The sequence below is a fragment of the Azospirillum oryzae genome (assembly GCF_008364795.1).
GTDB classification, from domain to species: domain Bacteria; phylum Pseudomonadota; class Alphaproteobacteria; order Azospirillales; family Azospirillaceae; genus Azospirillum; species Azospirillum oryzae.
Genome location: NZ_VTTM01000002.1, coordinates 645,220 through 669,415, shown reverse-complemented (window position 1 = coordinate 669,415; position 24,196 = coordinate 645,220). Strand labels below are relative to the sequence as shown.

General features: G+C 68.0%; 21 protein-coding genes. 15 read left to right on the top strand and 6 right to left on the bottom strand.

Going from position 1 to position 24,196, the window contains the following annotated elements; genetic code table 11:
• Positions 1 to 14: 14 nt before the first annotated feature.
• From FZ938_RS09245 to lpxC, 8 genes are all read left to right on the top strand, one after another.
• Positions 15 to 200, top strand: a complete 186-nt coding sequence (locus FZ938_RS09245) for a hypothetical protein (RefSeq protein ID WP_246457781.1) — start codon at positions 15 to 17, stop codon at positions 198 to 200.
• Positions 201 to 207: 7 nt separating this feature from the next.
• A complete protein-coding gene (murC, locus tag FZ938_RS09240; RefSeq protein ID WP_149198227.1) occupies positions 208 to 1,626 on the top strand; it encodes a UDP-N-acetylmuramate--L-alanine ligase in 1,419 nt (472 codons plus the stop codon).
• 14 nt (positions 1,627 to 1,640) lie between these two features.
• Complete coding sequence (gene murB, locus FZ938_RS09235; RefSeq protein WP_246457778.1) at positions 1,641 to 2,597, top strand: UDP-N-acetylmuramate dehydrogenase; 957 nt, start codon at positions 1,641 to 1,643, stop codon at positions 2,595 to 2,597.
• Positions 2,594 to 3,541 (top strand): D-alanine--D-alanine ligase, encoded by a 948-nt coding sequence (locus FZ938_RS09230; protein ID WP_149198225.1) that lies wholly within the window; start codon positions 2,594 to 2,596, stop codon positions 3,539 to 3,541. Before murB ends, FZ938_RS09230 begins: the two co-directional genes overlap by 4 nt.
• Complete coding sequence (locus tag FZ938_RS09225) at positions 3,526 to 4,488, top strand: cell division protein FtsQ/DivIB (RefSeq protein ID WP_149198224.1); 963 nt, start codon at positions 3,526 to 3,528, stop codon at positions 4,486 to 4,488. The genes FZ938_RS09230 and FZ938_RS09225 overlap by 16 nt, the downstream gene beginning before the upstream one ends.
• A gap of 85 nt (positions 4,489 to 4,573) precedes the next feature.
• The gene (gene ftsA / locus FZ938_RS09220; protein WP_109151242.1) at positions 4,574 to 5,848 is read left to right on the top strand and encodes a cell division protein FtsA; all 1,275 of its coding nucleotides are present in this window, start codon (positions 4,574 to 4,576) and stop codon (positions 5,846 to 5,848) included.
• 125 nt (positions 5,849 to 5,973) lie between these two features.
• A complete protein-coding gene (gene ftsZ / locus FZ938_RS09215; RefSeq protein ID WP_149198223.1) occupies positions 5,974 to 7,905 on the top strand; it encodes a cell division protein FtsZ in 1,932 nt (643 codons plus the stop codon).
• A gap of 407 nt (positions 7,906 to 8,312) precedes the next feature.
• Entirely contained in the window at positions 8,313 to 9,248 is a 936-nt protein-coding gene (gene lpxC / locus FZ938_RS09210; RefSeq protein ID WP_149198222.1) for a UDP-3-O-acyl-N-acetylglucosamine deacetylase, read from the top strand.
• Between the two features lie 256 nt (positions 9,249 to 9,504).
• Here the strand turns inward: lpxC and FZ938_RS09205 are convergent, their stop codons facing one another.
• The gene (locus FZ938_RS09205) at positions 9,505 to 9,924 is read right to left on the bottom strand and encodes a bacteriohemerythrin (protein ID WP_149198221.1); all 420 of its coding nucleotides are present in this window, start codon (positions 9,922 to 9,924) and stop codon (positions 9,505 to 9,507) included.
• 217 nt (positions 9,925 to 10,141) lie between these two features.
• Positions 10,142 to 12,508 carry an NAD-dependent DNA ligase LigA gene (gene ligA / locus FZ938_RS09200; RefSeq protein WP_149198220.1) on the bottom strand — a complete coding sequence of 789 codons (2,367 nt, stop codon included), beginning with the start codon at positions 12,506 to 12,508 and terminating at the stop codon, positions 10,142 to 10,144.
• 161 nt (positions 12,509 to 12,669) lie between these two features.
• Between ligA and FZ938_RS09195 the strand changes: the two genes are divergently transcribed.
• Positions 12,670 to 13,206, top strand: coding sequence for a hypothetical protein (locus FZ938_RS09195; RefSeq protein WP_149198219.1), 537 nt, complete (start codon positions 12,670 to 12,672; stop codon positions 13,204 to 13,206).
• 30 nt (positions 13,207 to 13,236) lie between these two features.
• Here the strand turns inward: FZ938_RS09195 and guaB are convergent, their stop codons facing one another.
• From guaB to FZ938_RS09175, 4 genes are all read right to left on the bottom strand, one after another.
• A complete protein-coding gene (gene guaB / locus FZ938_RS09190; RefSeq protein WP_149198218.1) occupies positions 13,237 to 14,715 on the bottom strand; it encodes an IMP dehydrogenase in 1,479 nt (492 codons plus the stop codon).
• A 107-nt stretch (positions 14,716 to 14,822) separates the two neighbouring features.
• The gene (locus tag FZ938_RS09185) at positions 14,823 to 15,530 is read right to left on the bottom strand and encodes an RlmE family RNA methyltransferase (RefSeq protein WP_149198217.1); all 708 of its coding nucleotides are present in this window, start codon (positions 15,528 to 15,530) and stop codon (positions 14,823 to 14,825) included.
• A gap of 85 nt (positions 15,531 to 15,615) precedes the next feature.
• On the bottom strand, positions 15,616 to 16,638 hold the full coding sequence (locus FZ938_RS09180; RefSeq protein WP_149198216.1) for a Ppx/GppA phosphatase family protein: 1,023 nt from the start codon (positions 16,636 to 16,638) through the stop codon (positions 15,616 to 15,618).
• A 133-nt stretch (positions 16,639 to 16,771) separates the two neighbouring features.
• A complete protein-coding gene (locus FZ938_RS09175) occupies positions 16,772 to 18,010 on the bottom strand; it encodes an ABC transporter substrate-binding protein (protein WP_149198215.1) in 1,239 nt (412 codons plus the stop codon).
• Positions 18,011 to 18,576: 566 nt separating this feature from the next.
• Between FZ938_RS09175 and FZ938_RS09170 the strand changes: the two genes are divergently transcribed.
• From FZ938_RS09170 to FZ938_RS09145, 6 genes are all read left to right on the top strand, one after another.
• Entirely contained in the window at positions 18,577 to 19,923 is a 1,347-nt protein-coding gene (locus FZ938_RS09170) for an ABC1 kinase family protein (protein WP_149198214.1), read from the top strand.
• Between the two features lie 94 nt (positions 19,924 to 20,017).
• The gene (queA, locus tag FZ938_RS09165) at positions 20,018 to 21,046 is read left to right on the top strand and encodes a tRNA preQ1(34) S-adenosylmethionine ribosyltransferase-isomerase QueA (RefSeq protein ID WP_149198213.1); all 1,029 of its coding nucleotides are present in this window, start codon (positions 20,018 to 20,020) and stop codon (positions 21,044 to 21,046) included.
• Positions 21,043 to 22,284 (top strand): tRNA guanosine(34) transglycosylase Tgt, encoded by a 1,242-nt coding sequence (gene tgt, locus FZ938_RS09160; protein ID WP_149198212.1) that lies wholly within the window; start codon positions 21,043 to 21,045, stop codon positions 22,282 to 22,284. Before queA ends, tgt begins: the two co-directional genes overlap by 4 nt.
• Positions 22,277 to 22,741, top strand: a complete 465-nt coding sequence (gene queF, locus FZ938_RS09155) for a preQ(1) synthase (RefSeq protein WP_149198211.1) — start codon at positions 22,277 to 22,279, stop codon at positions 22,739 to 22,741. The genes tgt and queF overlap by 8 nt, the downstream gene beginning before the upstream one ends.
• Positions 22,728 to 23,816, top strand: coding sequence for a tRNA epoxyqueuosine(34) reductase QueG (gene queG, locus FZ938_RS09150; RefSeq protein ID WP_149198210.1), 1,089 nt, complete (start codon positions 22,728 to 22,730; stop codon positions 23,814 to 23,816). Before queF ends, queG begins: the two co-directional genes overlap by 14 nt.
• A gap of 84 nt (positions 23,817 to 23,900) precedes the next feature.
• Positions 23,901 to 24,185 carry a hypothetical protein gene (locus FZ938_RS09145; protein WP_149198209.1) on the top strand — a complete coding sequence of 95 codons (285 nt, stop codon included), beginning with the start codon at positions 23,901 to 23,903 and terminating at the stop codon, positions 24,183 to 24,185.
• The last annotated feature ends 11 nt before the right edge of the window (positions 24,186 to 24,196 follow it).

Sequence of the window (24,196 nt, the reverse complement as noted above, 5' to 3'; positions counted from 1 at the left end):
ATTGGCCGGCGGACATGACGCGGACCGAGGGCGGCTGGTACAACCGTCCGGGCTGTCCGCTGGTGCCGCGCTTCCTTGCCGAAGGCGGCTTCCTGCGTGACCGCCTGTCGATGATCCACGGATCGCAACCCCTCCCCGACGACCTGTCCGATGCGGCGGTCGACGCCACCCTTCGCCTGATGCTTCGCCGCGGAAAGTAAGCCTGACATGCGCGCCCTCCCCCTCTCGATCGGCACCATCCACTTCGTCGGCATCGGCGGCATCGGCATGAGCGGCATCGCCGAGGTGCTGCGGAACCTGGGCTATACCGTCCAGGGCTCCGACCTTGCCGAGAACGCCAACGTCAAGCGCCTGCGCGAATTGGGCATCAAGGTGTTCGTCGGCCATCGCGGCGAGAACATCGCCGGGGCCGCCGTGGTCGTCGTCTCCTCCGCCGTCAAGCGCGACAATCCGGAGGTGGTGGCCGCCCGCGCCGCCTTGGTGCCGGTGGTCCGCCGCGCCGAGATGCTGGGCGAGCTGATGCGGCTGAAATGGGCCATCGCCATCGGCGGCACCCATGGCAAGACCACGACCACCTCGATGGTCGGCCATATGCTGGAGCATGCCAACCTCGATCCCACCGTCATCAACGGCGGCATCATCAACGCCTACGGCTCCAACACCCGGCTCGGCACCGGCGACTGGATGGTGGTGGAGGCGGACGAGAGCGACGGCACCTTCGTGAAGCTGCCGGCCTGCATCGCCGTCGTCACCAACATGGATCCGGAGCATCTGGACTTCTACGGCACCTTCGACAACGCGCGCGCCGCCTTCGACAGCTTCGTCCAGAACATCCCCTTCTACGGCTTCGCCGCGCTCTGCATCGACCATCCCGAGGTGCAGGCGATGATCCCCCGCGTGTCGGACCGCCGCATCGTCACCTACGGCTTCTCGCCGCAGGCCGACATCCGCGCGGTCAACGTGGAGCTGGGTCCGGACGGCGCCAAGTACGACGTGCTGATCTACGACCGCCACACCGGCGAGAGCCGCGCCATCGCCGGCGTGCGCCTGCCGATGTACGGGCCGCACAACGTCCAGAACTCGCTGGCCTGCTTCGCGGTCGGCAACGAGATGGGGCTGCCCGACGTGGTGATGCGCGACAGCATGGCCAAGTTCCAGGGCGTGAAGCGCCGCTTCACCAAGACCGGCGAGGCCAACGGCATCACCGTCATCGACGATTACGGCCACCACCCGGTGGAGATCGCCGCGGTGCTGAAGGCCGCGCGCACCGCCGGCACCGGGCGCACCATCGCCGTGGTCCAGCCGCACCGCTATTCCCGCCTCGCCGCCCTGTTCGAGGAGTTCTGCACCTGCTTCAACGACGCCGACGCCGTGATCGTCGCCGACGTCTATGCCGCCGGTGAGGCGCCGATCGAGGGCGTCAGCCGCGACAGCCTGGTGGAAGGCCTGCGCATGCACGGCCACCGTCATGTCGTGGCCCTGCAGAACCCGCAGGAACTGGCGCAGGTCGTGCGCGAGATGGCGCGGCCCGGCGACTTCGTCGTCTGCCTCGGCGCCGGCAACATCACCCAGTGGGCGAACGCCCTGCCGGGCGAGCTGTCGTCGCTCTACGGCGCCACGCGATGACGGCGGCCCCCCGCATGAGCCCGGCAGACGGCCATTTGCCCAACGGCCACCTGATCGAACGCATGCCCGCGGTGCGCGGCCGGCTGACCGCCGACGCTTCGCTGGCGCCGGTGACGTGGTTCCGCGTCGGCGGCCCGGCCGAGGTGATGTTCCGTCCGGCCGACGCGGACGACCTTGCCGACTTCCTGGCTGCCCTGCCGGCCGAGGTGCCGGTGACGGTGATCGGCGTCGCCTCCAACCTGCTGGTGCGGGACGGCGGCGTGCCGGGCGTCACTATCCGGCTCGGCCGCGGTTTCACCGACATCACGGCGGCCGGAACCGGAGATGGCATGACGCTGACCGCCGGTGCGGCGGCGCTCGACCTGAATGTCGCGATGGTCGCCCGCGACGCCGGGATCGCCGGGCTGGAGTTCCTCTCCGGCATCCCCGGCACCATCGGCGGCGCGCTGCGCATGAATGGCGGCGCCTATGGCCGCGAGCTGGCCGACGTGCTGGTCTCCGCTACCGCGGTGACGCGCGACGGCCGGCGGCTGGAGTTCAGCCATGCCGGCATGGGCTTCACCTACCGCCACAGCGCGGCGCCGGAAGACTGCATCTTCACCGGCGCGGTGCTGCGCGGCGAGCCCGGCAACCCGCTGGAGATCGCGCGGCGCATGGCCGAGATCTCCGACAAGCGCGCCGACAGCCAGCCGGTCCGCTCCCGCACCGGCGGTTCGACCTTCAAGAATCCAGAAGGTCACAAGGCCTGGGAGCTGATCGACCGGGCCGGCTGCCGCGGCCTGTCCATCGGCGACGCGCAGGTGTCGGAAAAGCACTGCAACTTCCTGATCAACAACGGCACGGCCACCGCCGCCCAGCTGGAAGCGCTGGGCGAGGAGGTCCGCCGCCGCGTGTTCGAGACCAGCGGCGTCATGCTGGACTGGGAAATCAAGCGCATCGGCGTTCCCGCCGCCGAAGGAGCCGCCCAATGACCGAAGCCCTGCTCCACGCCCACAAGAAGCATGTCGCCGTCCTGATGGGCGGCTGGTCGGCCGAGCGCGAGGTGTCGCTGGTCAGCGGCGCCGGTGTCGCCAAAGCGCTGGAGGAGGAAGGCTACCGCGTCACCGCCGTCGACGTTCAGCGCGACCTGGCCGGGCTGATGCATGCCCTGACCAACCCGCGGCCCGACGTGGTGTTCAACGCCCTGCACGGCCGCGGCGGCGAGGACGGGACGATCCAGGGCGTGCTGGAGTTCCTGGGCCTGCCCTACACCCATTCGGGCGTCCAGGCCGCCGCCATCGCCATGGACAAGGCGATGACCAAGCGGGTGCTGGACACCGTCGGCATCCGCTCCCCCAAAGGCATGGTCCTGTCCCGCGGGGAGATCACCGGCGGTACCCACCCCATGCCGGCGCCCTATATCGTCAAGCCTGTGGACGAAGGCTCGACCGTTGGCGTAACCCTGGTCCGCGAGGGGCAGAACAGCCCGGTCGGCGATGCGTGGACCTTTGGCGAACGCGCGCTGATCGAGGAGTTCATCCCCGGTCGCGAACTGACCGTGGGCGTCATGGGTGACCGCGCTTTGGCGGTGACCGAGATCGTCTTTCAGGCTCAGGTCTACGACTACACCGCGAAATACAGCGCCGGCCACGCCGTCCACACCATCCCCGCCGCGGTCCCCGAGGCGGTGGCGGAGGAGGCGAAGCGGCTGGCGGTGCTTGCGCACCACACCCTGGGCTGCCGGGGCGTGTCGCGCAGCGACTTCCGCTGGGATGACAGCCGGCCGGGAACGGACGGTCTGTATTTCCTGGAGATCAACAACCAGCCGGGCATGACGCCCCTCTCGCTGGTGCCCGAACAGGCCGCGCATGTGGGGATCACCTACGGCGCGCTGGTCGGCTGGCTCGTGGAGAACGCCGCATGTCAGCTCGCCTGATGGCCAACCCGGATTTCCGCGCCGCCGCAGCCGGTGCGCGCGCCCGGGACGAGATGCCAACCCCGCCGCGCGCCATGGCCGCGTCGGCGCAGAAAGGCAAGCGGCGCCGCGCCTGGCCGCGCTGGACCCGCTCCGCCGTCAAGGCGGCGCTGCTGCTGGTGCCGGTGCTGGGCCTGACCGCCGCCGCCGGCTCCGCCTGGAAGCGCGGCACCCTGGCCGACACGCTGGAGGCGGCGCAGGACAGCGTCGTCCGGCTGACCGGCAACATGGGCTTCCGCCTGTCGGAGATCCTGGTGGTCGGCCGCAGCGAGACGGAGCGCGACGCCGTGCTCGACGCGCTGGGCGTGCGCCGGGGCGAGCCGATCCTGTCGATCGATCTGGCCGATGCCAAGCAGCGGCTGGAGGAGTTGCCCTGGGTGTCGTCGGCCTCGATCGAGCGGCGGCTGCCCGGCTTCCTCTATGTCCAGCTGTCCGAACGCCAGCCGATGGCGATCTGGCAGCATGACCGCCAGTTCACCGTCATCGACCGCGCCGGCCGCCCGCTGGCCGACGCGGCGGAACTGGCCCGCCGCGGCAACCAGCGGATCGAGACGCTGCCGCAGGTCATCGGCGCCAACGCCCCGCAGCAGGTCCACACCCTGCTGTCGGCGCTGGACAGCGCGCCGACCATCGCGCCGATGCTGTCCTCGGCCAGTTGGATCAGCGACCGCCGCTGGAACCTGCAGCTCAGCAACGGCGTGACGGTGAAGCTGCCGGAAGGCACCGCCGACATGCGCCGCGCCCTGCGCCAGCTGGAGCAGATGCAGACGGCCAGCCGGGTGCTGGACCGCGACATCGTCGCCATCGACATGCGCCTGCAGGACCGCGCCGCGATCCAGACCTCATCCACCGCCCAGCTTCCGGGCTGGGACGACGATGCGAAGAAGAAGAACGGCAAGAAATCATAAGGCCGGCCGGCGGCAAGCCCTTGTGGGGAAGCGCTTATCGCCGGCAGACAAGAGTTGAAGGGAAGTCTTGGGGGGCATGTTCGGGATGGGATTCAACGGTGCCAAGAAGCCGAAGCGGCCGGCCCGTGGCGGGATCGTCACGGCGCTGGACGTCGGCTCGACGAAGGTGTGCTGCGTCATCGCGCGGATGGAGGAGCCCGGCTCCCTCCGCGTGATCGGCGTCGGCCACCAGATCGCCACGGGCATCCGCGCCGGGACCATCATCGACATGGAGGCGGCGGAGACCTCGATCGGCGCCGCCGTACATGCCGCCGAACAGATGGCCGGCGAGACGGTTCACGATGTCGTCGTCAACCTGTCGATGGGCAACCCCCGCTCCCACGCCTTCACCGCCACCGTCCCCGTTTCCGGCCAGGAGGTGACGGAGGGCGACATCCGCCGCGCCATGGCCCATGCCCGCACCCTGCAGGCCGGCCCCGATCAGGCGCTGATCCACACCATCCCGCTGAGCTTCACCCTGGACGGCATCCGCGGCATCCGCGATCCCAAGGGGATGAGCGGCCATACGCTGGGGACCCAGCTGCATGTGGTCACGGCGGCCAAGGGCGCAATTCTCACGCTGGGCGCCTGCGTCGCCCGCTGCCACCTGAACATCGAGTCCGTCGTGGTCAGCCCCTTCGCCTCCGGTCTCGCCTGTCTGGTGGAGGACGAGATGGAGATGGGGGCCGCCTGCGTCGACATCGGCGGCGGCGGCACCACCATCTCGATCTTCGCCGAAGGCAATCTGGTGTGGACCGGCTTCGTGCCGCTCGGCGGACGCCACGTCACCAACGACATCGCCCACGGCCTGACCACGCCGCTATCCCATGCCGAACGGCTGAAGGTGCTCTACGGCAGCGCCCGGGTGAACCCGGCCGACGAGCGCGAGATGATCGAGGTGCCGCAGATCGGCGAGGACGAGCGCAGCGGCAGCGGCACCGCCAGCCATCCGCGCTCCTTCCTGGTCAGCATCATCCAGGCGCGGATGGAAGAGATCTTCGAAGAGGTGCGCAGCGCCATCGAGCAGTCGGGCCATTCCAAGCTGGTCGGCCGGCGCGTGGTGCTGACGGGCGGCGCCAGCCAACTGCCCAACACGCGCGACATGGCCGCCCCCATCCTGGACAAACAGGTCCGCATCGCCCGCCCCACCCGGATCGCCGGCCTCAACGAGGCGCATGGCGGACCGGCCTTCTCGACCGTGGCGGGCCTTCTCCTACATGCCGTCCGCAACCCGACGGAGCTGATGGTGACCGGCCAAGAGGCGGTCGCGTCAACGGGGCTCCTCGGCCGCGTCGGCCTGTGGCTGCGGGAGAATCTGTAGATGACTCTCCCCGCCGCCGCCATTCACCGATTCCCGAACGGACAGACACCGGACACAACCGGGCGCCGGTCGCGGCATATCAAACATCAAACCCAACGAAAACAGGTTGTGGAGGCCTGAATAGAATGATCAACGTGACCATCCCCCAGATCGAGCCCGAGCTGAAGCCTCGCATCACCGTGTTCGGCGTCGGCGGCGCCGGCGGCAATGCCGTCAACAACATGATCAAGTCGAACCTGGAAGGCGTGGACTTCGTCGTCGGCAACACCGACGCGCAGGCGCTGAAGGGTTCCTTGTGCGAGAAGCGCATCCAGCTGGGCACCGGCACCACCCGCGGCCTGGGCGCCGGCTCCAAGCCGGATGTCGGCCGTGCGTCGGCCGAGGAGCAGATCGACGAGATCGTCCAGTATCTCGAAGGCTCCAACATGGTGTTCATCACCGCCGGCATGGGCGGCGGCACCGGCACCGGTGCGGCACCGGTCATCGCGCGCGCAGCCCGCGAGCGCGGCATCCTGACCGTCGGCGTCGTCACCAAGCCCTTCCATTTCGAGGGCGGTCACCGCATGCGGCTGGCGGAGGGCGGCATCGCCGAACTGCAGCAGTATGTCGACACCCTGATCATCATCCCGAACCAGAACCTGTTCCGCATCGCCAACGAGAAGACGACCTTCGCGGACGCCTTCAAGATGGCCGACGACGTTCTGCATTCGGGCGTGCGCGGCGTCACCGACCTGATGGTGATGCCCGGCCTGATCAACCTGGATTTCGCCGACATCCGGTCCGTCATGACCGAGATGGGCAAGGCGATGATGGGCACCGGCGAGGCCGGCGGCGAACGCCGCGCCATCGAAGCCGCCGAGGCCGCCATCTCCAACCCGCTGCTGGACGACGTGTCGATGAAGGGCGCCCGCGGCGTCCTCATCAACATCACCGGCGGCTACGACATGACCCTGTTCGAGGTCGACGAGGCCGCCAACCGCGTCCGTGACGAGGTCGATCCCGACGCCAACATCATCTTCGGCTCGACCTTCGACAGCTCGCTGGACGGCGTGATGCGCGTGTCGGTCGTCGCCACCGGCATCGACGCCGCGGCGATGAGCAACCCGCGCACCCTGCATCCGGTCAACCTGTCGCTGGTCCCCGGCGACCGCGCCAAGAAGCCGACCGCTCCCGGCAACCTGACCGGCGCGCCGGCTCCGGCCGCCGCCCAGGCCTCGGCGATCCCGAGCGCCGCCGCCGGCCTGCGCACGCCGCAGCCGGTCACCGCCGGTGCCGCCGCCATCCAGCACGACCCGGCCCAGCAGCAGCCGGCCCACCCGCAGGCAGCCCAGCAGCACGCCGAGGCGCCGAAGCCGTCGGCCGGGCCGCTGCATGGCGAGAACCAGGGCGGCCACTTCTTCGCGCCCAAGCCGGCCGATGCACCGCGCCAGCCGATGACCGTCGGCGCCGCGCCGCTGTCGACTCCGCAGCAGCCGGCTCCCCAGCAGCACGCCCCCCAGGCGCCGCAGATGCAGGGTCACCAGCAGCCGCATCAGCATCAGCCGCAGCAGCCTGCGCCGATGGCCGCTCCGCAGCACCACCATGCCCCGCAGGGTCATCAGCAGCATCCCGGCGGCCTGTCCGTCGGTCCGGCCCCGGCCCCCGCGCCGGAACCCGCGCCGGCCCGCAAGGGCAACTTCCTGTTCGGTCTGGTGACCGGCCTCGGCCGCAAGTCCGAACCGGCGCACCCGCCGGCGCCCCAGCCCGTGCATCAGCCGGCCCCCCAGGCGTACCAGCCGCAGCAGGCTCCACAGGCATATCAGCCGGCACCCCAGAGCTATCCGCAGCAGCAGCCGGCCTATCCGCAGCAGCCGCAGGCTCCCCACCAGGGCTACCCGGCGGGCCAGTATCCCGCGGCCCCGCAGCCGGCCTACCCGCCGCAGCAGAGCGCGCCGCAGCAGGCTCCGGGCTATCCGGCCGCTCCGCAGCCGCAGGCTCCGGCCCCGCGGGTGGATGCCAAGCCGGGTGAGCAGGAGGAACTGGACATTCCGGCCTTCCTGCGCCGCCAGGCCAACTGAGCGGACGGACCCGCCCGGACGTGAACCGATCTTGGCCGCCGGACCCTTTCCGGCGGCCGGCCGATCCCGGCGAAAGCCGGAGATAACCGCCGTCGCCGCAGCCTCCTAATCGCGGCGCCGGCGGCTCCACAACCTGACCGAACCTTTCGGACCCCGGCGGCGCCATCGTGCGTCTCCGGGGATTTTTTTGTTGCCTCTTTCATGCGGGGCCAAGCTGATTGCTTGTATTGCGCACCACTTTTGCCCTGCAACAAACGGTAACAATGAGTGATTTGCCGATTTCCGACCTCGAGTGTTACCTATCAGCATGGTCGAAAGCGAACGCCGCCGACGTGATGATCTTCCAAGATCTTGCGGCGCGGCCTTGCTGGGAACCTCTCCTTCACGACCAAGATGGAAAAGACATCGTGGCCAACAATCGCAGCAACGCGGACGGAATGTTCCAGCAGACCCTGAAGAAGGCGGTGACCATCGCCGGCGTCGGGCTGCATTCGGGCGTCATCGTCACGCTGACGATTTCGCCAGCCGATGCGAATTCCGGGATCACCTTTCTGCGCACCGACCTCCGTGGGGCTGCCGCCGTCATTCCGGCGCGCTGGGACACGGTGGTCGACACGCGCCTGTGCACCGTGATCGGCAACGACCACGGCACCACCGTCGGCACGATCGAGCATCTGATGTCCGCGCTGGCCGGCTGCGGCATCGACAACGCCATCGTGTCGCTGGACGGCATCGAGGTGCCGATCATGGACGGCAGCGCCGCTCCCTTCGTCGCCGCCATCGAGCAGGCCGGCATCGCCGTGCAGAAGTCGCCCCGCCGCATCATCCGCATCCTGAAGCCGGTCGTCATCGGCGACGGCATCAAGAGCGCGTCCTTCACGCCCGACGACGCCACCAGCTACAGCTTTGAGATCGACTTCGACAGCGCCGCCATCTCCCGTCAGGCCCGCGCGCTGGAGATCGACCCGGACAGCTTCAAGGACGAGATCAGCCGCGCCCGCACCTTCGGCTTCCTGCATGAGGTCGAGGGGCTGCGCAAGATGGGCCTCGCCCGCGGCGGCTCGCTGGACAACGCGGTGGTCATCTCCGGCGACACGGTGATGAACGCCGAGGGCCTGCGCTTCAAGGATGAGTTCGTCCGCCACAAGATCCTGGACGCCGTCGGCGACCTGTATCTGGCCGGCGCGCCGATCGTCGGCCATTTCCACGGCGTGCGTTCCGGCCATGCGCTGAACAACCAGCTGCTGCGCGCTCTGTTCGCCGACCGCAGCGCCTGGCGTTACGAGACGGCGGTGTCGCTGCCGGTCGCGCGTCGCGGCCTGGAGCAGTTGGCGGTCGCCTGATCGCCATGGCCTTTCGATTGGGCCGGTTTTCGATTGGGTTTGCCCCTGCCCTCCCCTACCGGGGAGGGCTTTTTCTTTGCCCGCACTCCCCTCCCCTGCCGTCGCGATGGGTCGCGCAAAAGAAAAGCGCCCTCCCCTCTCGGAACGGGCGCTAAGCGCAATTCGGGGTGATTCTCTATTTTCTTAAGTATTTCAGTATTTTAGGTAATTTTCCTTATGCAAGACTCCAGGAAGAAGGAGGGGACGTCGTTCTCCCCTACTCCGCCACCGCCAGTTCCGCGCCATTGCCGGCATACTCGCCGAAGCGGGTGTCTTCCTTCAGGATGTGCTTGCCCAGCCAGTCGGAGCAGAACAGGAACACCTCCTCGCCACTGATCCGGCCGCCGTTGGCGCGGAAATCATCGCGGTAGCTTTCGACCTGCCGGGTCAACCGGTCGTGTAGCGCCTTGTGCGCGGCGAAGGTCGGATAGTTCAGCCGCTCCATCTGCGCCTCCTCCTCCGCGAAATGATGGCGGGTGTAGGCGATCAGTTCGTTGAGGATGGCTTCGATGAGGGCGGGGTCCTGGCGGCTGGCCTCGTCATACAGCTTGTTGACGATGGCGATCAGGACGCGGTGATCCTCGTCCAACGCGTCATTGCCCACGCTCATCCAGCGCGACCACTGAATTGGCTCCATGGCGTTTCCTTCTTCCCCCGTTTGCTGTGCGCCGGGCGGGCGGGTGCAGGCGTTGACCACCCGTCGGCACCGCCCCCAGTTGGATGGGCGGGCCGCCTGCCCGGCATGGTTTCGCTTTTCCTATCAGCGTTGTCTGATTTCACTCCCCCCATCCCCGTCCGTCAATCCGACCGAACGGGGATGCGACATTTTGGCGAACGTGGGTTTCGGCATCAGGTCAGCCGCCGATCCTGGCCAGCCATTCGTCCTCCGTCAGGATTTCGACGCCCAGGTCCTTGGCCTTGGCCGCCTTGCTGCCGGCGTCGGCTCCGGCGACGAGGTAGTCGGTCTTGCCGGAGACGGAGCCCGCCACCTTGGCGCCCAGCGACTCGGCCCGCGCCTTCGCCTCCGACCGGGTCATCCGCTCCAGCGTGCCGGTGAACACCACGGTCTTGCCGGCGATGGGAGAGTTGCTGGCCTTCGGCACCTCGGCCTCCAGTACGGCCAGCCGCTCCATCAGGCCGTGGATGATGGCGAGGTTGCGCTCTTCCGCGAAGAATCCTGCCAGTTCCTCCGCCGCGACCTCACCAACATCGGGGGTGGCGACCAGATCGAGCCAGGGCTGGCCCGGCGCCTGCCCGGCCGCGCGCTCCATCGCCGCCCGCCACTCGGCCAAGGTGCAGTAGCGTTCGGCCAGCGCCTGAGCCGCCGGCTTCTTGACGCCCTTGATGCCCAGCGAAGCGATGACGGTCTCCAACCGCACAGCGTCGTTGCCAGCATAGAAGTCGAGCTTCGCCCCGCACTCCGGATCGGTGAACCAGGCGATGATCGCGTCGGCGGTCGCCCGACCGACGCCCTTCAACTCGTGCAGGTCGCGCCAGTCCTGGCCGGGCATCGCCCGTTCCGCCGCCAGCATGCCGTCGACCCAGCTCTGCATTGTCCTGTACTGACGGGCCAGCGACTTGGCCGTCACCTCGCCGACATGGCGGATGCCGAGCGCGTAGATCACCCGGTGCAAATCGATGCCCTTGCGGCGCTGCTCGATCGCCTTGAACAGGTTCTGGACCGACTTCTCCTTCCAGCCCGGACGGCCGATCAGCTCGACGCGGCCCTCCAGGGTGAAGATGTCGACCGGCGACTTGATGAAGCCCTCGTCCCAGAACTCCTCGATGATCTTCTCGCCCAGCCCTTCGATGTCGAAGGCGTCGCGGGAGACGAAATGGCGCAGCCGCTCCTTCGCCTGGGCGGCACAGATCAGCCCGCCGGTGCAGCGGCGCACCACCTCACCCGCCTCGCGGATGGCAAGGCTGCCGCAGACCGGGCAGGTCTCCGGCGCGACATAGGGAACCGAGTCGGCCGGGCGCTGGGACAGCACCACCTCCACCACCTGCGGGATGACGTCGCCGGCGCGCTGGACCACGACGAGGTCGCCGACGCGGATGTCCTTGCGGGCGATCTCGTCCTCATTGTGCAGGGTGGCGCGGCTGACGACGACACCGCCGACGGTGATGTCCTCCAACTCCGCAACCGGGGTCAGGGCGCCGGTGCGGCCGACCTGGATGGTGATGGCTTTCAGCCGCGTCTGCGCCTGTTCCGCCGGGAACTTGTGGGCGATGGCCCAGCGCGGCGCCCGGCTGACGAAGCCCAACCGCTGCTGCAGTTCCAGGCTGTCGACCTTGTAGACGACGCCGTCGATGTCGAAAGGCAGGCCGGCGCGCCGCCGGCCGATGCCCTCGTAATAGGACAGCAGCTTGTCCTTGCCGTCGCACAGCTCCGCCGGCCGGTTCAACTGGAAGCCCCAGCCCTTCAGCCGCTCGCGGACGCCCCATTGCGTCTCGGCGATGGGCTCCGACACCTCACCCAGCGCATAGCCGAAGAAGCAGAGCGGCCGGGACGCGGTGATGGAGGGATCAAGCTGGCGCAGGCTGCCGGCCGCCGCATTGCGCGGGTTGGCGAACAGCTGCTCGCCCTTCTCGGCGCGGGCGGCGTTCATCGCCAGGAAGTCGTCGCGGCTCATATAGACCTCGCCACGGACCTCCAGCACCTCGGGGAAGGGAGCAGGCAGTCGGTGCGGCACGTCGCGGATGGTGCGGACATTGGCGGTGACGTTCTCGCCCTCCGCCCCGTCGCCGCGGGTGGCGGCCAGCACCAGTTCGCCGCGCTCGTAGCGCAGGGAGCACGACAGCCCGTCGATCTTCGGCTCCGCCACGAAGGTCAGCGGGGCGTCGTCGGACAGGCCGAGGAAGCGGCGGACGCGGGCATCGAACTCCGCCACGTCCTCGGATGCGAAGGCGTTGCCGAGCGACAGCATCGGGATGGCGTGACGGACCTTGCCGAAGCCGGCGGCCGGCGCGGCGCCGACGCGCAGGCTTGGCGAATCGGCGCGGCGGAGATCGGGGAAGCGCGCCTCGATGGCAAGGTTGCGGCGGACCAGCGCGTCATAGTCGGCGTCGGAGATTTCCGGCTGGTCCTGTTGGTGGTAGAGCCGGTCATGATGGGCGATCTCGGCGGCCAGCGCCGCCAGATCCGCCGCGGCCTGGTCCGGCGTCAGGGCATCGACGGCGATGCTGCGGGGATCGGGCGGCGTGTCGAACAGGTCCTGCATGGCGCGTCTCGTGACGAATCGGGGGCTTCCGGAGAAGGGCCGCGCAGGATAGCGCCTGGGAACCGGTTTCGGGAGTCTGTCGGGGGTGGGACCGCATCTCGGCGACGGCCGGGCCAAGTCCCTATATACTATGGGCACACCCTTCGGAGTCCGCTGGTCTGATGAGCAAAGCCTATCCGCCGGACCTGCGCATCGACGACCGCATGATCGTCGCCGCCGCGCTGGACCGCATCCTCTACGACGACCCCGACCATTTTGCCGCCGAGGACGCGCGCACCGTGCGCCGGCTGATCCCGCATAGCCGCTCCGCATGGCTGCGGTTGGGCTTCCGCGCCGAGCGGCAGGGTCCATCGATGAAGGGGGAGGCCGCCGGGATCGGCGACGTGCGGATGGAGGGCGACAAGAAGGTGGTGGAGGGCAGCGTCGGCGAATCGGCGACTTGGCGCTGCGGCCAGTACAAGATCACCAACCACGGCGGCGACCTGGAAATCTGGCAGGTGATGAGCGACGAATACGCGCCCGAACCGAAGGGCGCCCGGCTGGAGTTCGACGAGAAGGGCGAGCCGGAACGGCTGACCTTCTTCCAGCCGCGGGATATCGAACTGCGGATACCCTTCACCAGCCTCGCCGTCGGTGTCCGACTGGGCGGCTGGCAGCCTTGGAAGATGGTGGCGGAGGGGGGTGTCGTCGCCGGGTGACTTCCGGCGACGACACCCCCAAAAACACCATTACCCCTGCCTGTAATTCGGCGACTCGTTGGTGATGGTGATGTCGTGGACGTGGCTTTCGCGCAGGCCGGCGTTGGTGATGCGGACGAACTGGCACTTCTCGCGCATCTCGGCGATGGAGGCGCTGCCGGTGTAGCCCATGGCCGCGCGCAGGCCGCCGACCAGCTGGTGGATGACCGCGGAGACCGGCCCCTTGTAGGGGACGCGGCCTTCGACGCCCTCCGGCACCAGCTTCATGGTCGAAACTTCCTGCTGGAAGTAACGATCCGCCGAGCCGCGCGCCATCGCGCCGACCGACCCCATCCCGCGATAGCTCTTGTAGGAGCGGCCCTGGAACAGGATGACCTCGCCCGGGCTCTCGTCGGTGCCGGCGAACAGGCTACCCAGCATGGCAACGCTGGCGCCGCCGGCGATGGCCTTGGCAAGATCGCCCGAATACTTGATGCCGCCGTCGGCGATCACCGGAATGCCGTGCTTCTCGCACTCGTCCACCACGTCCATCACCGCGGTCAGCTGCGGCACGCCGACGCCGGCGATGATGCGGGTGGTGCAGATGGAGCCCGGACCGATGCCGACCTTCACGGCGTCCACACCAGCGTCGATCAGCGCCTTGGCCGCTTCGGCGGTGGCGACGTTGCCGGCGATGACCTGGGTGTAGCTCGACAGGGCGCGGGCGGCGCGGACCTGATCGAGCACCTTCAGCGAATGACCGTGCGCGGTGTCGACCACCAGCACATCGACGCCGGCGTCGAACAGAGCCTCCGCACGGGCCAGACCGTCATTGCCGGTGCCGGTGGCGGCGGCGACGCGCAGGCGGCCCTTGCCGTCCTTGCAGGCGTTCGGATAGGCCTGCGCCTTCTCGATGTCCTTAACGGTGACGAGGCCGATGCAACGGTAATCCTCGTCGACGACCAGCAGCTTCTCGATGCGGTGCTGGTGAAGCAGGCGCTTGCCTTCCTCCTGGCTGACGCCCTCGCGGACGGTCACCAGCTCCTTGGTCATCAGTTCGCTGACCGGCTGCTTGGGATCGGTGGCGAAACGGACGTCGCGGTTGGTCAGCATGCCGACCAGCTTGCCGCTGCCGAGCTGGTCGCGGCTCTCCACCACCGGGATGCCGGAGATGCGATAGTCGGCCATCAGCTGCAGCGCGTCGGCCAGCGTGGCGTTCGGCGTGATGGTGATCGGGTTGACGACCATGCCCGATTCGAACCGCTTGACCTTGCGGACCTCTTCGGCCTGCTGCTCGATGGTCAGGTTGCGGTGGACGACGCCGATGCCGCCGGCCTGGGCCATGGCGATGGCGAGACGGCTCTCGGTCACCGTATCCATCGCCGAGGACATCAGCGGGATGCCCAGCTCGATGGTCTTCGTCAATCTTGTCCGGGTGTCCACGTCGTTCGGCAGGACCGAGCTTTCGGCCGGAACCAGCAGCACGTCGTCGAAGGTCAGGGCTTCGCGGATTTTGGTGTCGCGCGCCATGTGTGAATCTCCCGGAAGATAAACGTGGCGCACTTATACACAAGACCATGGGCTTGTGAACCCGTGCGCACACAGCATCTGTCATGCAAGTGCGAAAAGAAGCCTGCTCAGCCGTTCACGTTGCCGCCGCGGAAGCCGGTGGCGACGACGTAGGTCTCCGACGACTCCGCACGGCTGGCCGGCGGCTTGGCGTGCTTGACCACGGCGAAGTCGCGCCGCAGCCGGTCGAGCAGCGAGCGTTCCGCCCCGCCCTGGAACAGCTTGGCGACGAAGGCGCCCCCGGGGGCCAGCACCTCCTCCGCGAAATCGTAGGCGGCCTCGGCCAGACCCATGATGCGCAGGTGGTCGGTCTGCTGGTGGCCGGTGGTGGGGGCGGCCATGTCGCTCAGCACCAAATCGGCCGGGCCGCCCAGTGCTTCCTTCAGCGCCTCTGCGGCGCCTTCCTCAAGGAAGTCGGCCTGCATGGTGGTGGCGCCGGGGACCGGGTCCATCGGCAGGATGTCGAGCCCCACCACCTTCCAGCCGTCCTTGGCGGTCTGCACCTTCTCCACCGCGATCTGCGTCCAGCCGCCGGGGGCGGCGCCCAGATCGACCACGCGCTTGCCGGGGCCGAGCAGACGGAACTTCTCGTCCAACTGCAACAGCTTGAACGCCGCGCGCGATCGGTAGCCGCGCTTGGTCGCCTCGGCCACATAGGGGTCGTTCAGGTGGCGCTCCAGCCAGCGCTTGGAGGATTCCGTGCGCTTGCCGGCGGTCTTCACACGGACCGTGGCACGGCGCCCGCCCGGGCGCGTCGACGGAGTCTTTTCGGTCATGATCGCTGCAGTTCCTCGGTCATCCGGCGCAGGCGGGGAGCCGTTCCCTCCCTGTCCGATCATCTATCCGGTCGCTTCGACCGGTTTATTCGCCGGCGGCCCCGATCAGGTCCACCAGAATCCCTTCGCGCAAGCCGCGGTCGGCGATGCGCAGCCGTTCCACCGGCCAGACGTCGCACAGCGCATCCAACACGGCGCAGCCGGCGACCACCAGATCGGCGCGGTCCTGGCCGATGCAGGGATGGCGGGCGCGGCCGTCGAAATCCTGGGCGACCAGATGGTCGATCACGGCGCGGGCATGGTCCACCCGCAGATAGCTGCCGTCCACCGCCCGCCGGTCATAGCGGCACAGCCCCAGATGCACGCCGGCCAGCGTCGTCACCGTGCCGGAGGTGCCGAGCATCTGCACCTTGCCGGCGGCGATGCGGCTCTGGATGCGGTTTCGCGCCTCGAACGGGGCGATGGCGTCGGCCACCGCCTCTACCATCTGGGTGTAGTTGGCTCGGGTGACGTTGGGGCCGCCATATTCCTCGGTCAGGCCGATGACGCCGCAGCGGATCGAAGTCTGGTCGAGCAGGCGCGGCGCCCTGCCCTTCTCCACCTGCAACCACATCAGCTCGGTCGAGCCGCCGCCGATGTCGAAGACGATGGCATAGGGATGGGTCGGCTCCAGCAGCGCGGCGCAGCCGGCCAGCGCCAGACGCCCTTCCTCCTGGCTGGAGATGATTTCCAGGGGAATGCCGGTCTCGCGCTCCACCGCCTCGACGAAGGCGGCGCCGTTGGCGGCGCGGCGGCAGGCCTCCGTCCCGACGGCGCGCACGGCGGTGCAGCCTCGGCGTTCGATCTTGGAGCCGCAAACGCGGAGCGCCGCGATGGTGCGTTCCATCGCGGGTTCCGACAGATGGTCGTTGCGGCTCAGCCCTTCGCCCAGGCGGACGATGCGGGAAAAGGCGTCGATGACGCGGAAGCCGCCCGGCGCCGATTTGGCGATCAGCAGACGGCAATTGTTGGTGCCGAGGTCCAGCGCGGCGAAGACCGGGCGCACCAGCGCCGACGAACGCAACCGTCCGGTGTCGTTCTGCCGCTCGCTTTGCACCTGTAGATCCACGTACCGTCCCCGCTGTGCCTAAAGAGCGGAGTGTAACCCGGATCGCTGGCCGGCGGGAACCCTTCTCGACTCGGTTTCCGCCGGCGGCGACCCGCAGGTCACATCTGCGCCAATCACTTGGCTTTCACAAACCTCATTTGGCCTTCACGAACGGGCAAGTGCTCGACTCGATCGGCAGGAAGGCCTCCGATGCCGGGATGCTGCGGACCTGCTTGTAATAATCCCACGGCGCCTTGCTCTCCGCCGGGGTCTTCACCTGATACAGTTCGAGGTCGTACAGCACGCGGCCGTCCTTGCGGATGCTGCCGGGGGTGCCGAAATAATCGGTCGGCATCGACTTCATCGCGGCGGTGACCGCCTCGGCATCGGTGGAGCCCGCCGCCTTCACCCCCTTCAGCCAATGCAGGGTGGCGAGGTAGGTGTTGGCCTGTTCCTTGGTCGGCATCTTGCCGTGACGGTCGAAGAAGCGCTTCGCCCAGGCCCGGGTCTGGTCGTTCTTGTCCCAATAGAAGCCGCTGGTGACGTACAGCCCCTTGGCAAGATCGAGACCCAGCGAGTGGATGTCGGTGATGAAGACGATGTAGCCGACCAGCCGCTGGCCCGATTCGGTCAGGCCGAACTCGCCCGCCTGCTTGATGGTGCCGATTGTCTCCGCGCCGACATTGGCGAGCGCCACCACCTTGGCGCCGCTGCCCTGGGCGCTGAGCAGATACGACCCGAAATCGCTGGTGCCCATCGGATGGCGCACGCCGCCGACCACGGTGCCGCCGGCCTGTTTGATCGCCTCGGTCGCTGCCTTCTCCATCGCCGTGCCGAAGGCGAAGTCGGCGGTGATGAAGTACCAGCTGGTGCCGCCCGACTGCACCACCGCCTTGGTCGTGCCGACCGCCAGCGACGCGGTGTCGTCGGCCCAATGGATGCTGTAGGGCGAGCATTGGGCGTTGGTCAGCTCGGTCGTCGTCGCGGCGCTGATCATCAGCACCTTCTTCTTCTCGCGCGCGACCGCCTGCACCGCCAGCGCGACCGAGGAGACCGGGATGTCGGTCACCATGTCGACGCCATCGACGTCGAACCAGCTGCGGACGATGTTGGACGCCACGTCCGGCTTGTTCTGCATGTCGGCGGACAGCACCTCCACCGGCCGGCCGAGCACGCTGCCGCCGAAATCCTCCACCGCCATCCGGGTGGCGAGCACCGCGCCCTTGCCGCCGATGTCCGACGCGAAGCCCGCCTCATCCGCCAGCACGCCGATGCGCACCGGCTGGGTGGTCTGCGCCTGTGCGGAAAGTGCTACAGCCGACAACGCCAACCCTGACAGCGCCGTTTTGGCGAGCAGGGCCGCCAGCGTGAAAGGCCTTGGAAACCGACCCATGCGATCCTCCCCATCCCCGTTTTTGCGTAACGGGTGCGTGCGCCGACCTGCGGCGTCCTGCCGCACCGTTCTAGTCCGTGGATAGCGGGATCTGGTTTCATACGCAAACAGTATCGTTTGAAACGTATTGGTAGGAGCGTTGCGGACTTTGCATCGGAAGATTCCGATCAAAACAAAAGCCCTCGCTCCGAAGTGGAGCGAGGGCTTTCGCATCGGGCATCAACGGCCCAAATGATGTCGCCAATCAGGCGAAATAAAACTGAGCTATATCGGCCGAATAGTTCGGCATCATCACGTAAGCGCCGGTGGAGTCATGATCTTACTCACCCTCCCTGGTATCGGTCTCTACTGTTCCGCCCAAGCCATCCGCTTGAACGGTAAGGCGTTTCCGATGCTCGCTCACTTCACCTCGATGTCGATTACTGTAAGACGAAGCCTGCTCCCCTTTCACAGAGCTGTCAAGAAAATCGCACGCTGCGACGCAGCACCAAACGGAGGCCTTCCGTCGGCACTCTCCGTCTGGGGGAGGGCTGGCCTTTTGCCAGGGGCGAACCCACCTTGTGGGCATGCCGGAACACGATGAGAACACATGGGGCGGACGGGTCGCGCGGTATGCGCGGGTCGGCACCGCCGTTGGCGGGCTGGCCGCGCGGCTGGCGGGCGAGCGCGTGCTGGGAATCCGCGTGGAGCGGGAACGCCACGCGGCCGAACTGCGGGCGGCGCTCGGCGGGCTGAAAGGGCCGCTGATGAAAGTGGCGCAGATCCTGTCCACCATCCCCGACGCCCTGCCGAAGGAATACACCCAGGAGTTGGCGCAGCTACAGGCCGACGCACCGTCGATGGGCTGGCCCTTCGTCAAGCGGCGGATGGCGAGCGAGCTTGGTCCCAACTGGCAGTCGCGGTTCCGCAACTTCGAGCACACGGCCGCCGCCGCCGCGTCGCTGGGGCAGGTTCACAGGGCCATCGGCCTGGACGGGCGGGAGCTTGCGTGCAAGCTGCAATATCCCGACATGGCCTCGGCGGTGGAGGCCGACCTGCGGCAGTTGGGTCTGATCTTCGCGATCTTCGAGCGCACCGACAGCGCCATCTCCACCCGCCAGATCCAGAAGGAGATCGGCGCCCGCCTGCGCGAGGAGCTGGATTACGAACGCGAGGCCAAGCACACCCGCCTGTATCAGTCGATGCTGGCCGACACGCCCGGTGTCCATGTCCCGGACGTGGTGCCGGAGCTGTCGAGCAAGCGGCTGCTGACCATGGGCTGGGAGCATGGCCGCAAGATCCTGGACTTCGTCGCCGAGCATCCGGAAGCCCGCGACGAATTGGCGATGAACATGTTCCGCGCCTGGTATGTGCCCTTCTACAATTACGGGGTCATCCACGGCGACCCGCATCTGGGCAACTACACGGTCCGCCCCGACCGGTCGATCAACCTGCTTGATTTCGGCTGCATCCGCGTCTTCAAGCCCAGCTTCGTCAAGGGCGTGATCGACCTCTACAACGCGCTGCGCACGGAGAACCGCGAACAGGCGGTCGAGGCATACCGCACCTGGGGCTTCGTCAACCCGTCGAACGAGCTGGTCGACGTGCTGAACATCTGGGCGCGCTTCGTCTATGCCCCGATCATGGAAGACCGCCAGCGCAAGATCGAGGAGACCAACGGCGGCCATTACGGGCGAGAGACCGCCGGCAAGGTTCACGCCGAACTACGCCGCGTCGGCGGCGTCGAGATCCCGCGCGAGTTCGTCTTCATGGATCGTGCCGCGGTGGGGCTGGGCTCGGTGTTCCTGCATCTGAAGGCGGAGCTGAACTGGTACCAGATGTTCCAGGGGCTGATCCGCGACTTCGACGTGAACGAACTGGCGGCGCGGCAGAGCGCGGCGCTGGCGGCGCAGGGGTTGCCGCAGGCGGAGTGAGGGGAGTGGGGGCAAAAAGCCTGCGATCCAACAAATGACTTGCCCCCAGACCCTTCCCATCCGCCCACCGTTCAGTCTATAGCTTGCCCCTCCCATGAAGACCGCCGATTTCGACTTCGACCTGCCGCCCGACCGGATCGCCGAGCATCCCGTCCGGCCGCGTGACGCCGCCCGCCTGCTGGAGGTGGGCCCGACCTTGCGCGACTTCATCGTGCGGGACCTGCCCTCGCTGCTGCAGCCGGGCGACCTGATGGTCGTCAACGACACCCGCGTCATCCCGGCCCGGCTCGACGGTCGGCGCGGCGAAGTGGCGGTGGAAATCACGCTGCACAAGCGGCTGGGCGAGCAGGAATGGGCGACTTTCTCCAAGCCCGGCAAGCGGCTGAAACCCGGCGACACCATCGTCATTGCCGAGGATTTCAGCGCCGAGGTGATCGCCAAGGACGGCATGGAGGTGCGGCTGCGCTTCTCCGCCGGCGGGGCGAATCTCATGGAGGCGCTGCATCGCCATGGCCGGATGCCGCTGCCCCCCTACATCCGCCGCAAGGCGGACGAGGGCGACAACGCCGATTACCAGACCGTCTTCGCCGCGCGCGAGGGCGCCGTCGCCGCCCCCACCGCCGGTCTGCACTTCACGCCCGAGCTGCTGGCGGCGCTGGACGAAGGCGGGGTGCGGCGGGTGCCGGTGACGTTGCATGTCGGCGCCGGCACCTTCCTGCCGGTGAAGGTCGACGAAATCGCCGACCACAAGATGCACAGCGAGTGGGGCGAGATCTCAGCCGACACCGCCGCCGCGGTGAACGAGACACGCAAAGCCGGTGGCCGAATCGTCTCGGTCGGCACCACGGCGCTGCGCATCCTGGAGACGGCGGGCCGGCCGGACGGGACGCTGATCCCCTTCAGCGGCGACACCGACATCTTCATTACCCCCGGCTACCGTTTCCGCATCGTCGATCTGCTGTGGACCAACTTCCATTTGCCGAAATCCACCTTGTTCATGCTGGTCTGCGCCTTCGCCGGCTATGACCGCATGCGGGCGGCCTATCAGCATGCCATCGACCGCAACTATCGCTTCTTCAGCTACGGCGACGCCTCGCTGCTGCACAGGACGGACCCATCATGACCGGCATCGGCTTTGACCTTCTGGCGACCGACGGGCGGGCGCGGCGCGGCCGCGTCACCACCGCCCACGGCACCATCGAGACGCCGGCCTTCATGCCGGTCGGCACCGCGGCGACGGTGAAGGCGATGACCACCGACGCGGTGGCCTCCACGGGCGCGGAAATCCTGCTGGGCAACACCTACCACCTGATGCTGCGTCCGACGGCGGAACGGGTGGCGCAGCTGGGCGGCCTGCACCGCTTCATGAACTGGGACAAGCCGATCCTGACCGACAGCGGCGGCTTCCAGGTGATGAGCCTGTCCGACCTGCGCACCATGTCGGAGGAAGGCGTCACCTTCAAATCCCACCTGGACGGCAGCCGCCACCACCTGACGCCTGAACGCTCCATCCAGATCCAGCACATGCTGGACAGCAACATCACCATGTGCCTGGACGAGTGCACGCCCTTCCCGGCGACCGAGGCGCAGGCGGAATCCTCCATGCGCCTGTCGATGCGCTGGGCGCGCCGCAGCAAGGACGCCTTCGTCGAGCGACCCGGTTACGGCCTGTTCGGCATCGTCCAGGGCAGCGTCTATCCGGAACTGCGGGCGGAAAGCGTTGCAGCCCTGAGCGATATCGGCTTCGACGGCTACGCCATCGGCGGGCTGGCGGTCGGCGAGGGGCAGGAGACGATGTTCCGGGTGCTCGATTTCACCGAACCCCTGATGGTCAAGGACCGCCCGCGCTACCTGATGGGCGTCGGCCGGCCGAGCGACCTGATCGGCGCGGTGCGGCGCGGCGTCGACATGTTCGACTGCGTGATGCCGACCCGCTCGGGGCGCACCGGACAGGCCTTCGTCCGCCGCGGCACCATCAACATCCGCAACGCCCGCCACGCCCATGACGAGCGTCCGCTCGACGCGGACTGCAACTGCCCGACTTGCCGCAGCTACAGCCGGGGCTATCTGCATCATCTGTTCAAGGCGGACGAGATACTGGGGCCGATGCTGCTGACCTGGCACAACCTGCATTACTACCAGGACGTGATGCGGACGATGCGGCAGGCCATCGAGGACGGCAATTTCGAGGAGATCGCCAGCGCGATGGAAGCCCGCATGAACGAGGGCGACATCGAGGCGACCGTAGACCCCATCGCCAAGCCCGGCAAGCCGCCGAAGCAAGGCCGCCCGCCGAAGGCGGGCAAAGACAGCGATCCGCCGAAGGCAGAGCGGGTGGCGGAGGAAAAGACCGATGACTGAGAACATTTATGCCGGCCTGACCCAGCTCGGCGGTTCCACCGTCCAACCCAAGACCCCGGAAGAGGCGGTGCTGGAGCGGGTGCCGAACCCGAACCCCGGCGATCCCTATTGTGTGCGCTTCACCGCGCCGGAGTTCACCTCGCTCTGCCCGATCACCGGCCAGCCCGATTTCGCCCATCTGGTCATCGACTATGTGCCCGGCGACTGGCTGGTGGAATCGAAGTCGCTGAAGCTATACCTGACCAGCTTCCGCAACCACGGCGCCTTCCACGAAGCCTGCACGGTCGGCATCGGCAAGCGGCTGGTGGACGAGCTTTCGCCGGTTTGGCTGCGCATCGGCGGCTATTGGTATCCGCGCGGCGGCATCCCCATCGACGTCTTCTTCCAGACCGGAGAGCCGCCGAAGGGCGTCTGGATCCCGTCGCAGGACGTTCCGACCTACCGTGGCCGCGGCTAAGCCCGCTCCACTGGCCTCCGCCGACCCGGCGCGGCTGCGGGACGCCATCCGCGACCGCGCGCTGGCGGTGGGATTCGACGCGGTGGGCTTCGCCCCTGCCGCGCTGGGACCGGAGGCGCGAGAGCGTCTCGCCCGCTTCGTCGCCGAGGGGCGGCACGGCGACATGGGCTGGATGGCCGAGCGCAGCGACCAGCGCAGCCATCCGCAATCCCTGTGGGACGAGGCGCGCACCGTCATCGCGCTGGGCACCAGCTACGCCCCCCACGACGATCCGCGCCGGCTGGCGGAGCATCCCGACCGCGGAATCGTCTCCATCTATGCCCGCAACCGCGACTATCACGACCTGATCAAGGGGCGGCTGAAGACGCTGGCCCAATGGCTGGCCCACCAGACCAAGGCCGGGGTGAAGGTGTTTGTCGACACCGCTCCGGTGATGGAAAAGCCGCTGGCGGCGCAGGCCGGGCTGGGCTGGCAGGGCAAGCACACCAATCTGGTGTCGCGCGACCATGGCTCCTGGCTGTTCCTCGGCGAGATCTACACGACGCTGGAATTGCCGCCCGACCCGCCGGCGCGCGACCGCTGCGGCTGCTGCGACCGCTGTCAGGTGGCCTGTCCGACCGCCGCCTTTCCGGCGCCCTACCAGATCGACGCCCGGCGCTGCATCAGCTATCTGACCATCGAGCACAAGGGGCCGATCCCCGACGAGCTCAAGCCGCTGATGGGCAACCGCATCTATGGCTGCGACGATTGTCTGGCCGCCTGCCCCTGGAACAAGTTCGCCCGCGCGACCAGCGAACCAGCCTTCCTGCCGCGCGCCGAACTGACGGCGCCGCGGCTGGCCGATCTGGCGCAGCTGGACGATGCCGGCTTCCGGCAGGTGTTCAGCGGTTCTCCCATCAAGCGCATCGGCCGCGACCGCTTCGTCCGCAACGTGCTGGTCGCCATCGGCAACAGCGGCGATCCGGCGCTGAAACCTGTGGCGGAGGCTCTGTGCCTGGATGCAAGCGACGCGGTGCGCGAGGCGGCCGGCTGGGCCGTGGCACAGCTGAGTGGCGCGACAAATGAACACGCCTGAGCGGCGCTTCTTCAACCTGACGGCACTCCCCGCCCAACTTGTCGGCACCCGCGCTGTTGCGTTATCATTCCTGCGGAGGCGTGCATGTCGAACAATGCCGAGATTCTGAACGCGATTCTGGATCTGAAGACCCACTTCGACGGCAGATTCGAACGGTTGGAGCAGCGGCTCGACCGTCTGGCGCGACCGGGCGATGGTGGCGACCAGCGCCTGGACGGCATAGACCACCGCCTCAAAGACCTGCAGGTCACCGTCCACAATCAGGGCGAACGCATCAGCCGGATGGAAGGCCGCCTGGACGAGCAGTCGCGCATCCTTGCCGCGATGATCACGACCCGCGTCGCCGCGGTCCCACCCGCCGCCGAATGAGCGGAGGCCAG

Coding starts and splice junctions, on each gene's coding strand:
- FZ938_RS09245 (WP_246457781.1), top strand. CDS start 15: ATGACGCGGACCGAGGGCGGCTGGTACAACCGTCCGGGCTGTCCGCTG.
- murC (WP_149198227.1), top strand. CDS start 208: ATGCGCGCCCTCCCCCTCTCGATCGGCACCATCCACTTCGTCGGCATC.
- murB (WP_246457778.1), top strand. CDS start 1,641: ATGAGCCCGGCAGACGGCCATTTGCCCAACGGCCACCTGATCGAACGC.
- FZ938_RS09230 (WP_149198225.1), top strand. CDS start 2,594: ATGACCGAAGCCCTGCTCCACGCCCACAAGAAGCATGTCGCCGTCCTG.
- FZ938_RS09225 (WP_149198224.1), top strand. CDS start 3,526: ATGTCAGCTCGCCTGATGGCCAACCCGGATTTCCGCGCCGCCGCAGCC.
- ftsA (WP_109151242.1), top strand. CDS start 4,574: ATGGGATTCAACGGTGCCAAGAAGCCGAAGCGGCCGGCCCGTGGCGGG.
- ftsZ (WP_149198223.1), top strand. CDS start 5,974: ATGATCAACGTGACCATCCCCCAGATCGAGCCCGAGCTGAAGCCTCGC.
- FZ938_RS09205 (WP_149198221.1), bottom strand. CDS start 9,924: ATGGAGCCAATTCAGTGGTCGCGCTGGATGAGCGTGGGCAATGACGCG.
- ligA (WP_149198220.1), bottom strand. CDS start 12,508: ATGCAGGACCTGTTCGACACGCCGCCCGATCCCCGCAGCATCGCCGTC.
- FZ938_RS09195 (WP_149198219.1), top strand. CDS start 12,670: ATGAGCAAAGCCTATCCGCCGGACCTGCGCATCGACGACCGCATGATC.
- guaB (WP_149198218.1), bottom strand. CDS start 14,715: ATGGCGCGCGACACCAAAATCCGCGAAGCCCTGACCTTCGACGACGTG.
- FZ938_RS09185 (WP_149198217.1), bottom strand. CDS start 15,530: ATGACCGAAAAGACTCCGTCGACGCGCCCGGGCGGGCGCCGTGCCACG.
- FZ938_RS09175 (WP_149198215.1), bottom strand. CDS start 18,010: ATGGGTCGGTTTCCAAGGCCTTTCACGCTGGCGGCCCTGCTCGCCAAA.
- FZ938_RS09170 (WP_149198214.1), top strand. CDS start 18,577: ATGCCGGAACACGATGAGAACACATGGGGCGGACGGGTCGCGCGGTAT.
- queA (WP_149198213.1), top strand. CDS start 20,018: ATGAAGACCGCCGATTTCGACTTCGACCTGCCGCCCGACCGGATCGCC.
- tgt (WP_149198212.1), top strand. CDS start 21,043: ATGACCGGCATCGGCTTTGACCTTCTGGCGACCGACGGGCGGGCGCGG.
- queF (WP_149198211.1), top strand. CDS start 22,277: ATGACTGAGAACATTTATGCCGGCCTGACCCAGCTCGGCGGTTCCACC.
- FZ938_RS09145 (WP_149198209.1), top strand. CDS start 23,901: ATGTCGAACAATGCCGAGATTCTGAACGCGATTCTGGATCTGAAGACC.